Raw genomic sequence first — 12,880 nt, 5'->3', positions numbered from 1 at the left:
TTTTAGGATCTCGGTTTCAGGAAAAAACTAAGCTGCTGGGTGTTGTGTTTTTTTGAGCTAGCACCCCGGTCAGTCGATTTTAGATTTTAGATTTTAGATTTACTCCACAAATGAATCGGGGAGCTTGAACCTTAGTATAAAATTTTTGCCGAATCAGGACTCCTGTAGGAAACTTGTATCCGTTTTTGGGCGGGTTCAGCCGATCGCGCGATCGCACCCCACCCTTTGTTACCCTTCGATTCCGCTACCAACAAAATCCGAGCCATATCCCCGCAGCAATGTGCGCTCAGCGCCAAAAAAGCGGTGGCAAGTATATTCGATCTTCAGATTTTTACCATTTTTTTTATGATAGCTTACAGAAACTCCTTACTGCTATTTCTTTACTTTTTGCAATCAAATAAATTTTCTCCACAGGTCTTGCTATTTAGCAAAAAAGTGATAGTCTTTAAATAGAGGGGATCAAAAAATCTGCTGGATAGAGCATCGGGAAAAGTTAAATATTTTTGGCGACAAAACTACGTTTCAGAAATGACAGTAATTTGTTGAATGTCATTTGTTTACTCTCTTTAGACCTAAGAGAGATGAAGTTAAGAGGAAAAAAGTAATGCTAGAAAAATTAGCGCTTCAAGAAAAACAAGCTTTAATTCCGAAAGAAAAAGCCTTAGTATTGTGGTTTGATGAAGTCGGCATCGGCGACATCCCATTAGTAGGCGGAAAAAATGCTTCTTTAGGCGAAATGATTCAACAGTTAACCGCCCAAGGAGTCAGAGTTCCCAGCGGATTTGCAACTACAGCACACGCTTACCGCTACTTCATCCAGTCAGCGGGTTTAGAAGCTAAATTGCGCGAAATTTTTGCCGATTTAGACGTAGAAGATTTGCAAAACCTGCGACAAAAAGGCAAGCAAGCGCGGGCACTGATTCTGGACACGCCGTTTCCCCGAGAACTGCAAGCGGCGATCGCGGATGCTTACGAAAAATTGTGCGCTCGCTACGGCGACAGTACAGACGTAGCAGTGCGTTCCTCCGCCACCGCCGAAGACTTACCAGACGCCAGTTTTGCGGGACAGCAAGAAACCTACCTCAACGTCCAAGCTTGCGCTGGCGTCCTCGAATGCTGTCACAAATGCTTTGCTTCCATATTCACCGATCGCGCGATTTCCTACCGCCAACAGCGAGGTTTCGATCACTTTGAAGTCGCCCTATCAGTCGGCGTCCAAAAAATGGTGCGATCGGACTTAGCATCCTCCGGCGTCATGTTCAGCATCGACACCGAAACCGGATTCAAAAACGCCGTATTAGTCACCGCCGCCTACGGATTAGGCGAAAACGTCGTCCAAGGCACCGTCAACCCCGACGAATACTTCGTCTTTAAACCAACATTAAAACAAGGTTTTCTCCCGATTTTAGACAAACGCCTCGGCAGCAAAACACTCAAAATGGTGTACGATATCGGCGGTTCTAAATACACCAAAAACGTCTCCGTGATAGCAGCAGAAAAAAATAAATTTGCTATACAAGATGATGAAATTCTGCAACTAGCAAAATGGGCAGTCATCATCGAAGAACACTACTCTAAAGTGCGCGGAACTTATACCCCGATGGACATTGAGTGGGCAAAAGACGGCAATACGGGCGAATTGTTTATCGTCCAAGCGCGACCAGAAACAGTACAATCTCAAAAGTCGGCTAAAATTTTGCGAAACTACAAATTGCAAGGCACCAGTGCAGTTTTAGCAAAAGGACGCGCCGTTGGCGAATCAATCGGACAAGGAAAAGCCCGCGTAATTTTAGATGTTCACAGAATCGCTGAATTTCAATCAGGAGAAGTTTTAGTTACCAACAAAACAGACCCCGATTGGGAACCGATTATGAAAAAAGCAAGTGCGATCGTCACCAATTCCGGCGGCCGCACTTGTCACGCCGCCATCATCGCCAGAGAAATGGGAATTCCCGCCATTGTCGGCACCGGCGACTCCACCCAAATCTTGAAAAACGGGCAAGAAATCACGATTTCTTGTTCAGAAGGAGACGAAGGCAAAGTTTATGCCGGTTTGCTTCCTTTTGAAATTCAAGAAACTGCGATCGAGAATTTACCCCGCACCCGCACTCAAATTTTAATGAATGTCGGGAATCCAGAAGAAGCCTTTGGTTTATCAGCAATTCCTTGCGACGGCGTAGGCTTGGCGCGACTGGAATTCATCATTGCCAATCACATTAAAGCACACCCGCTGGCACTAATTCACTTTGACGAATTGGTAGATGAATCAGTCAAAGAAGAGATTGCAGAACTGACAGCACTTTACCCACACAAACCCGATTTCTTCACCGACAAACTCGCCCACGGGATTGCCACAATTGCCGCCGCATTTTATCCAAATCCAGTCATCGTGCGGATGAGCGATTTCAAGAGCAACGAATATGCTAACCTTTTGGGAGGGCGGCAGTTTGAGCCCAAGGAAGAAAACCCGATGATCGGGTGGCGCGGCGCCTCTCGCTACTACGACCCAAATTACCGCGAAGCTTACGCTTTGGAATGCAAAGCATTAAAGCGAGTTCGCGACGAAATGGGCTTGACAAATGTGATTCCGATGATTCCATTTTGTCGCACCCCGGAGGAAGGACGAAAAGTGTTAGCCGAGATGGCAAAACACGGTTTAGTTAAGGGCGAGAACGGCTTGCAAGTGTATGTGATGTGCGAATTGCCGAGCAATGTGATATTTGCTGACGAATTCGCCCAAGTTTTTGACGGATTCTCGATCGGCTCTAACGATTTAACTCAGCTAACATTAGGATTAGACCGGGATTCTGCTTTAGTCGCGCACATTTTTGACGAACGGAATGAAGCTGTCAAGCGAATGGTAGAAATTGCTATTAAAGCCGCTAAGAAGTACGGCCGCAAGATTGGGATTTGCGGTCAAGCGCCCAGCGATTATCCTGAGTTTGCTCGTTTCTTGGTTGAGTTGGGAATTGATTCGATTAGTTTGAATCCCGATTCGGTTTTGAAGACTTTGTTAGATGTTGCTAAAGTGGAAGGTGCGGGTTCGTTGATGGATTTAGCGGGGGATGTTGCTAAGGTTTAACCGTTTTGGTTTTTGAGAGCAACCGGGTTTCTCAAACAATAGCTGCCCCATGTTCTGACTTGGTTGTTTTTGAACTCGACCCGGTTTCTCATATCTAGTCCTGTAAAATAACCGATCTCGCGTTTGTAGTGATGAATCCAAGTCCTCTGATTTTTATCAGGACTTGCAGTCGTCACTACAAACCTATTTTATTGCGGGTAATTGACTGAACATAATATCACACCCTACCTGGGCTTCTGGCTTTGTTGGGCCGTGGCGATGCGCTTTACGAAGAAAGTGGCGCCAACAGCTCGCGCCCTCCTCACGAGCCAGCAAACGGTTAACGGTTTAATAGTTTGAGACTTGGCTCGGAACTTTTATGATTTAAAACCGTCTTTTCGGGGATGATTTTCTGTTGCCGATCGCCTAAATTAAAACAAATATTCTCCACATAAGCTCTGAAAAAGTGCTAACTGCTCTCCTGATTATTTTCATAGGTTTAGCTCCCTCGCTGCTGTCTTTGTGGGTGATGCGCTCTGCCCAGGGACAAGCCCGCGACAGAATTGCAGCGGCCAGACTTGCGGTAGCCAATAGATCCATGCCAACTCAACTACCAACTGCCGATCGCACTTACATACAAGGTCTCGGTTATCCGATCGGCGATATCACTTGCGAGTATAACGCCCGCTCTAATTACATTCGCTGCGCTGTCAATCCTTCTGGGCCCTGTCAAGATTGTCGGTACTACCAAGCCAGAACTCTTGACGTTCGCGGTGAAAAGATATAGCTTATATTGATGCTTGTATCTATGCCTATTTGGGGATGTAATAATCAATGAGTTAATATATACTTACGTGTAATGATTCTTGTTGGAGCTTGTTTTGGACGACCCACGCCAAAACTCAGCAATTAAAACCTAATCGAGCATTATTGCTTGGTTACAGTTGCCATAACTGGCGGAGTGCGATCGGTGTTTTTCTAGTTGAGGATTTACGATCAGAAACCAAGTTTAGATGATAAATTTTGGTTGGGCGGCGAGAAACCTAGGAATAAATTGGGTTTCTAGTCTTCTGGGCGTAACTCCTGCAGTTAAGAAAATTAGCCAACAAAAATCGTAAGTAGCTGAGGGGCAAATCTCCAAATCAGTTTCTCCAAAACATCATAAAAAATTCTGCACGAAACATTGTCCCGAGCATTTATCTTAAACAGAAACCAGCTCGAAGACTCTAAGTTGACAACTTGAGAAGTTGCTTGTGGGCGGCACTAATCTGTTTTTGCGATCGTAGCGAAACAGTCTCAAACCTAGATTGCTATCTCCAGACTCCAAGTCATGAATTTTTAAGACACTTCGTCGATACAGGGTATGCCAATTTCAATTGAATCTCATATGTTGCACCATTTTCAAGAATAGGCTTTCCGGCCTGTTTCACAACAAGTGAATTTTCTTATGGGCTGGGCAGGAGAACCCCCCAGAGAAGGCTTATTGAGAATGGTACAAGATTTCAGTTGAATAACACTTCGGGCACGGCCGCCATAATTATGTCACGGCTATAACTTCCTAATTAATGTCTGGTTGCTATTGTGAACCGGGCTGACACACCAAAACCAAAGAAACCTAGTTGTTTACCGGGAGCGAGGGCTGCAAAGAAGTCTTTTCGTCCCTCAAACCAGGTTTATACATCTAGAAATAGTGAATTTTCTCTGCTGATTAAAGTGCATTAGACGATGTACAGAAAACCTCATTAAGTAAATTTTTGAGAACTCGTGTTATTATCTACTGCGCTATGTAAGAGATAAGCGTGTAACAGATACACTCGCTAACAGAAAAGAAAAAAGCCGAAGGCAAAATATCACCTGATAGAGAGATTATGGGGATTTAACCCCCCAATCCTCAGCGCTTCTGCCGGCGATATTGGCAATGCTATCAAATATCAATATAGCACTGCTTTGTGCTGAGTAAAATTCGCTTTTTGCTCTTGCTCCAAGTCAAGCAGCAGAGCCTCTTACTCTGCAATTAAACCTTTTCAATAGGTGATAATGATCATCGGGAAATGGGTACATCATCTACAATCCGTGAGCCAATTTGACCATGCAAAGCATCTGCAACAAACCAATTTTTATCGCCCCCAAAATATGTGACTCCACCGCAAGGATTGCGGGCGCTAACTCCCAATCAACAGCAACTTATCATCAGAAAAAACCAATAAAACAAGTAAAAACAGAGGAGTGTTTCCTGTCCCAGAAACTTCGTGGCGACATCAGAATTGGGCATCCCCACAGAGAATTTTTGCGAGCAACCGTAGGGGCAAACCCCCCGTGGTTGCCCCCTCGGACTCTAAAAAATGTACTGTTCCTCGATGCCAGAGTAGAGAACGCCGACAGCTTGGCAAGAGGAGCAACAGCCGATACAGAGGTATTTGTACTGGACTCGACGCGGGATGGAGTCGAGCAAATTACTAGAATTTTGGCTAATTACAGCGATTTAGACAGCCTTCAGATAGTTTCTCACGGTCGAGAAGCGGGGGTGCAGCTAGGGTCGATCGAACTCTGCAACGACGACTTAGAAACCTACAGCCATTTGTTGCAGCAGTGGGGAAAAGCCCTCAGCGAGAGAGGAGATATCTTGTTATTCGGGTGCAGCGTCGCAGCGGGGGAAAGGGGCGAAGCCTTCGTGCGGCGGCTGAGCTTGATAGTCGGTGCAGATATTGCAGCTTCCGACAACTTGACGGGGAGTGCGGCACTCGGCGGCGACTGGCAATTAAAATTTGCGACCGGGGAAATAAAAGCGAGAATCGCCATTGAAAAAGAAGTGCTCGAAGCCTACCCTTACGCCCTCGGCACATTAGTTAACGAAACTTTCAAAAACTCCACAGTTAGGGGGCCTTGGATTTACGGGGGAAACAACGGGGCACTGTTCAATCCCACCAGCGGGGTTCCAGCAGCCAATCAACGTATCCCCGGCATTACCGGAGGCACAGTATCCGGCGTACTTCCGGCTTTGGGCGGTTCGACTCCCGGGGATGGCGCTCTGCAATTAACTCCAGCAGCACGTGATAGGGAAGCCTTTGTCATCTACAACAACCCCATTCCTTCAACCGACGGTCTCAGAGTCCAGTTTGATTTTTATTCTTACAATTCAAACCAGCAATATAGGGCTGAGGGCCCCTTTATTAGCCCTCAGCCAGGGGATGGTCTGGGTTTTTTCTTGATTGACGGCACTGCCAGCCCAACAAGGACTGGGGGTTATGGTGGTTCTCTGGCCTACGCTCCACGAACGGGTATACCCGGTATTAAGGGAGGTTATTTAGGCATTGGACTTGACGAGTTTGGCAATTTTTCCACATCCACAGAAGGGCGCTCCGGCCCGCAGCCACCTCCGATTCCCGGCTCCTCTATTGGTTCTTTCAGACCTGATTCAGTAACGGTTAGAGGCAAGGAAGCAGATGGTTATAAGTTTTTAACAAATGCGATCGTTCCCTTCGGCATCGATAACATTCCTACGAGCATTGACTTTAGCGGCCCTGAACCCGGCACCAGTTTTAACTTCAGCAATACGTTCACCAGCGATCGCAATTTAGCCAAAAGATCCGTTCAAATTACGCTGAATCCATCTAACGATCCGGTGAATCCGTCTCGCCTCACCGTTGCCTTCGATCAAAATTTCGACGACATCTACGAAACTACATTAATTGACATCCGCAACTTGGCCACCGAAAACGGCCCAGTACCGCCAATTTTCAAATTTGGTTTTGGCAGTTCCACAGGAGGCGCCAACAACATTCACGAACTTCAAAACGTGGTAGTTGAAACTATCAATCCTCCCACTCTCGCCGCTGAGGTTGCCACTATTAAGACCGGCCCGCAGTTCGTCAAGTCCCAAGGCAGCATTACCTACACGATTACTACAGTAAACAAGGGGCCAGCGCCTGCTACCAATGTTCTGATTCAAGACGAAATACCTTTAGAACTCCTGCTTCCGGGCGGATTGCAGCCGGATCTGATTGCCTCCAACAACGGCACTTACGTGAACGAAACGAAAGCTGTCACCTGGCCGTTAATTCCGGTTCTCAATGCCGGCGAGACTGTGACTTACACCCTGACAATTGATTTGCCGCCCGGTTTAACCAGCGGTAGCAGTTTTGCCAACGTTGCATTCAGCACTAGCTCGACTTTCGACCCCGACCTCAGCAACAACAGCGGTGTGCTTGCACCCGGGCAAATCGAGGGGCCTGGTGTAGTCTTTACCACAGTTGTCGATACAGTCGCGGATTTAGTTACTACCAAAAGTGGCCCTGTGACTACTTCGGCCGGGTCAAGCGTCGCCTACACATTGACTACCACTAACATAGGGCCAGACCCCGCTGCCGATGTGACCATCACTGACAGCATTATTCCGGGTTTAACAGGAGTCAGCGTATCGGACGGCGGCAGTTACGACCCAGTTTCGGGCATTGTCACCTTCCCAGCACTGACAGCGCTGGCAAATGCGGCTACTGCGACCCGCACCATCAGTTTCATTGCCCCAGCCACCCGTACCGACATCAGCAACACCGCCCGGAGTAGCGCGGCGACTTTCGATCCGATCGCCACTAACAACAACGGCTCGACAACCAACAAAGACGGCACTCCCACTAACTCTACGGTTACGACAAGTATTGCGCCCAACGCGGATCTGGCAACCACCAAAACCGGCTCTACGGATGCTCGCGCCGATAGCTCGGTCAGCTATACGATCGCCACAGTCAACTTAGGCCCGAGCCCTGCAGAAGCTGTAACCATCACTGACAGCATAGTTCCCGGGTTAACCGGAGTCACGGCATCTAACGGCGGCGTTTACGACCCAGTAACCGGCATTGTCACCTTCGGGCCCGTGGCAATAGCCAACGCGGAGACAGTCACCCGGACGATCGGCTTCACACTACCGCCCACCCTAACTTCCATCAGCAACACGGCAAGAAGTACCTCCATCACTCCCGACTCCACTCCGGCCAACAACAACGGTACAAACCCCAACGCCACCGTCACTACCTCGATCGATGCTGTGGCCGATGTTGTCACCCAAAAAACGGCTCCGGCCAGCATCAAGGTGGGCGACACGCTCCTTTATACAATTACTACTACCAACAACGGGCCGAGTCCCGCGACCAACGTAGTCATCACCGACAGCCTGATTCCCGGCTTAACGGGAGTCACCGTATTCGACGGCGGAACCTACAATCCTGCCACAGGGACGATCGAGTTCCCAGCGATCGCGACTTTAGCCAGCGGCAGCAGTGTCACCCGCCGCCTAATTTTTGTACCCCCGCCTACCCTGACGAGCATCACCAACATTGTATTGAGCCGATCGGACACTCCAGACCCGGACTTAACGAACAACAACGGTTCGACAGTCGCAGTGTCCGGTGAGGCGGGGGGCCGAGTCACCACCTCGATCGATCCTGTGGCCGACGTGGTTACGTCCAAAAGCGGTCTCACATCTGCTCCTGCTGGTAGTTCCGTAACTTATACTATAACTACCGCCAACACTGGGCCGAATGCTGCTGAAAACGTAGTGATTACAGACAGCATCATTCCCGGTTTAACGGGAGTCAGCGCATCCGATAACGGCACTTACGACCCCGTGACAGGGGTTGTCACCTTCCCAACAATTCCCAGTTTGACTAGCGGCAGCAACATCAACCGCGAGGTAACAGTAGTCGTTCCAGCGACAGGCACCATTAGCAATACTTCCCAGAGTCGAGCGACCACTTTTGACCCCGAACCCAGCAATAACAACGGTTCCGAGTCCAGAGCCACTGTCACCACCGCCATCAGCGCGCAGGCAACACCCAACAAACTTCCATCAGCCAACAGCAGCAACGCTGCGCTAGCGCCCAACAGCGTTGTCCAAATTAGCGGGCTCGGAGGCAGAGACTCAGACGGTACAGTGGTTACATTCACCATCAGCACCCTGCCACCGGCAAATCAAGGCGTCCTGTTATTGGGCGACCCCGCGACGGGGGGAGTCGCCGTCACGGCTGGTCAAACCCTGACAGCCGAGCAAATGACGCAGTTATTCTTCCAGTCGGCCGGCAATTTTACAGGGGCAAACTTTAGCTACACCAGCAAGGACAATCTCGGTGGCAGCAGTCCTGCAGCCACAGTTTCTCTGGTGTCGCTGGCGTTCAACTACCCGCCGGTACCTACAAACTTCAGCAAGACCCTGGCGCCAAACAGCACCGTCAACCTCACAGGGCTGACGGCCAAAGACCCCGACGACTCGATCGAATTCTTCACCATCCACACCCTGCCACCCACTAATCAAGGCGTCCTGTTCTTGGGCGATCCCAGCCAGGGAATCAGGATCACGGCAGGCCAAAGACTGAGCCCAACTCAAATCAGCCAGTTATTCTTCCAAGCAACCAGTGAATTCGCAGCCACCAACTTTACCTACAGCGCCACAGACCGCCGCGGCGCCATCAGTCCAGCCCCCGCTACAGCCTCCCTGCTAGCAGTATTAGCGACGGGCGACCAGCCACCCGTCGCCAACAACTCCAGCGTCGCTTTGTTGCTGGAAACAACCGTGAACATCCCCGGACTCGGAGGAACCGACCCAGACGGGACGGTGGTTTCCTTTACCATCAACACCTTGCCGCCCGCCAATGAGGGCACGCTGTTCTTGGGTGATTCCAGCCAGGGAGTCGCCGTCACGGCTGGTCAAACCCTAACAGCCGAGCAAATTACCGAGTTGTTCTTCCAGGCGTCCGGCAATTTCACAGGGGCAAACTTCACCTACAGCGCTACAGACAACCTCGGCGCCACCAGTGCGGCAGTCGCCACTGTCTCTCTCATTCCCCTTAAAGAATCGATACCGACGCCGACACCCGCGCCGACGCCGACACCCGCCCCGATACCGACACCCGTCCCAGAACCGGAACCAACGCCGACGCAGACACCTGCGCCGACGCCGACACCCGCGCCAGAACCAACACCCGTCCCAGAACCGGAACCGATACCCGTCCCAGAACCAACACCAACACCCGCGCCGACGCCGACACCCGCCCCGATACCGACACCCGTCCCAGAACCGGAACCGACACCCGTCCCAGAACCGGAACCGACACCCGCGCCGGAACCAATACCAACACCCGCGCCGGAACCAACTCCAACACCCGCGCCGGAACCAACTCCAACACCCGCGCCAACACCCACACCACCAACACCAGCCCCGGAACCAACACCAATACCAACACCCGCGCCGGAACCAACACCCGCGCCGGAACCAACACCCGCGCCGGAACCAACACCAACACCCGCGCCGGAACCAACACCAACACCCGCGCCAACACCAGCGCCGGAACCCGCCCCAGAACCAACCCCTATATTCAACCGAGTACCCGAACCCGATACCGGTTGCGGTTGCGACCCCTTGAAAGGGCCACCGAACTTCACATTTATCCAACCCCAGCCAGAGCAAATACTCAACTTCGACTCCAACGCCGCCCAACTCATCGACATCCAAAACACGATACTAGGCACTCTCGGAAACGATTCCTTAACAGGAAACGAAACTAACGAACTGTTTCTCTCCAAAGGCGGCGACGACACAGTGTTAGGTGAAGGCGGCAGCGATATCGTTTACGCCGACCAACAGCGAGACTTCATCGCAGCAGGTAAGGGCGACGACATCGTTTACGGCGGCAAAGAAACCGACGCCGTATTTGGCGGCAAACAAGACGATCGCGTTTTTGGTGATCGCAATGGAGACACATTGTACGGTGATCGTGGTTCCGACACCATAGTCGGCGACAACGGCAACAACATCGACTTGACCGACAACGACAGTGACCTGATTTTCGGCGGGTCTTCAAGCGACGCCATTGCAGGCACTCAAGGCAGCGACACCGTTTACTCCGGCAAAGGCCCTGACAGCGCCTATGGTGGCATCGACAACGACTCGATCTGGGGTGACAAAGGCCCGGACACCCTTTCCGGCGACAACGGAGACGACTCTTTGTTTGGTGGCGTACTCAACTCCCTAGACAGTGACCCCGACGGCTTCGATTTGCTATTGGGAGGTGATGGCAACGACGTACTTAACAGCCAAGAACAAGACGACACCTTGCTGGGCGGCAACGGAGGGGATTGGGTGTTTGCAGGCAAAGGGGGCGATCGCATTTTCGGCGAAACTGACTCGGATACTCTCTACGGCAATCGAGGTTCCGACACCATACTCGGCGACTACGGCACTCAGCAAGGCAGCACAATTGCGACTTCTGAAGCCGACTTAATTTTCGGTAACGACACCGGCGACATCATCGGCGGCGGCAGCGGTAACGACAGCATTTTTGCCGGCAAAGGTAATGACTTAGTTTACGGCGGCAAAGACAGCGACCGGATTTGGGGCGAACTCGGTTCCGATACCATTGTCGGCGATGAGGGAGACGACTCGCTTTACGGTGGCTTGCAAAACCAGTTAGTGTCCGATGTTGACGGCCGCGACTTGCTGTTTGGGGGAGATGGCAATGACTTTCTCAATGGTGGTGAAAGTTCCGACTCTTTGAGTGGGGGTTTTGCTAACGATACCCTTCGTGGAGGCAAGGATGACGATGTAGTACAGGCAGATGCTGGCGATGACTCGATCTACGGCGATGATGGCAGCGATATTTTGTGCGGCGATCAGGGTAACGATACCATTAGTGGCGATCGCGGGCAAAATGAGCAAGGCGCTGTAGGTGAAGACGGTCAGCAAGACTGTATTAACGGTGGTAGTGGCGATGACCTGTTATACGGCAATGAAGGTCAAGATACTCTCAACGGTGATGATGGTAATGACACTATTTACGGAGGGAAAGATAGCGATATTCTCAATGGGGGTGTTGGGGATGACTGGCTGTTTGGTGATGGGGGAGATGATACTTTGATTGGAGGTAATGGGAACGATCAGTTTGTGTTAAGCGCTAATAGCGGTATGGATACAGTGCTCAATTTTGATGTAGGAACTGATAAGTTTGTCCTGGCTGGTGGCTTGAGTTTTGAGGCTTTGCAAATTAACTTTACGGCGAATGCCACACTGCTGCAAGTTGCGGAGACTGGTCAGGTTTTGGCTCAGGTTTTTGGGGCTAATAATTCTTTGACTGCTGTGGATTTTCTGAGTCTTTCTCGTTAATACCAAAGCGCCGTAAACAGCGTGTAAGGTTTCATTTACACAGCACCTTACCGCTGTTTATTCAAAAAATCTAGTCCTAAAAAAATAGCTGCGATGCTTCCTGCTACACAAATTTCGCGGTTTTTTATTTTTCCCAAAACTTCAGCAATGGGGACTAACACTACTTCAATCTCTTCTGTAATATCTAATTGTGTTGTGGTGGCAAGCTTGACATTTTTAGCAAAGTATAGGTAGATAGAATTGGTGTCTTTTACAGGGTTATCATATAAGGTTGCTAGTTCCAAAATTTCTTCAGCAACATATCCCGTTTCTTCGGCAAGTTCCCTGGTTGCTGCCGATTTCCCGCTCTCTTCAGCAGGGTTGAAAGATCCAGCAGGCAGTTCCAGCAAAATTTCGCCTACTCCGTGCCTGTATTGGCGCACTAATACAAGTTCTTGCTGCTCTGTCGTGGCAAATACGAGGGCGATATTGGGTCGGACATTAACAAAAAAGTCGTCTATAATTTGTCCGCTTGGCAATTCTATTTCATCTTGTCTAACCTGACACCACTGGTTGTTAAGAACGAAGCGCGATCGCAATAATTTCCATTTAGTTAAATTTTTCATATCGCCATAATGCTAAACTTTCAGCGTCATCCGAAGGCACAATTTTCCCATCCATAATCTATTTGC

General features: G+C 50.1%; 5 protein-coding genes. 3 read left to right on the top strand and 2 right to left on the bottom strand.

The features are described 5' to 3' along the window. Positions 1-131 precede the first annotated feature (131 nt). On the bottom strand, positions 132-266 hold the full coding sequence (locus QUA71_RS00935; RefSeq protein WP_333281079.1) for a hypothetical protein: 135 nt from the start codon (positions 264-266) through the stop codon (positions 132-134). Between the two features lie 338 nt (positions 267-604). Between QUA71_RS00935 and ppsA the strand changes: the two genes are divergently transcribed. From ppsA to QUA71_RS00920, 3 genes are all read left to right on the top strand, one after another. Next, positions 605-3,082, top strand: coding sequence for a phosphoenolpyruvate synthase (ppsA, locus tag QUA71_RS00930; protein ID WP_333281075.1), 2,478 nt, complete (start codon positions 605-607; stop codon positions 3,080-3,082). Between the two features lie 445 nt (positions 3,083-3,527). After that, positions 3,528-3,848, top strand: coding sequence for a DUF6464 family protein (locus QUA71_RS00925; RefSeq protein ID WP_333281072.1), 321 nt, complete (start codon positions 3,528-3,530; stop codon positions 3,846-3,848). A 1,302-nt stretch (positions 3,849-5,150) separates the two neighbouring features. Then, a complete protein-coding gene (locus tag QUA71_RS00920) occupies positions 5,151-12,209 on the top strand; it encodes a DUF4347 domain-containing protein (RefSeq protein ID WP_333281069.1) in 7,059 nt (2,352 codons plus the stop codon). Between the two features lie 47 nt (positions 12,210-12,256). On the opposite strand, the gene QUA71_RS00915 is transcribed toward QUA71_RS00920, so the two are convergent. Further along, the gene (locus tag QUA71_RS00915; protein ID WP_190658445.1) at positions 12,257-12,814 is read right to left on the bottom strand and encodes an NUDIX hydrolase; all 558 of its coding nucleotides are present in this window, start codon (positions 12,812-12,814) and stop codon (positions 12,257-12,259) included. Positions 12,815-12,880: the final 66 nt, after the last annotated feature.

This window comes from Microcoleus sp. MON1_C5, assembly GCF_036701875.1.
Taxonomy (GTDB): Bacteria; Cyanobacteriota; Cyanobacteriia; order Cyanobacteriales; family Microcoleaceae; genus Microcoleus.
Note: the sequence above shows the minus strand (reverse complement) of the source record. Positions and strands in the feature narration are given on the sequence as shown.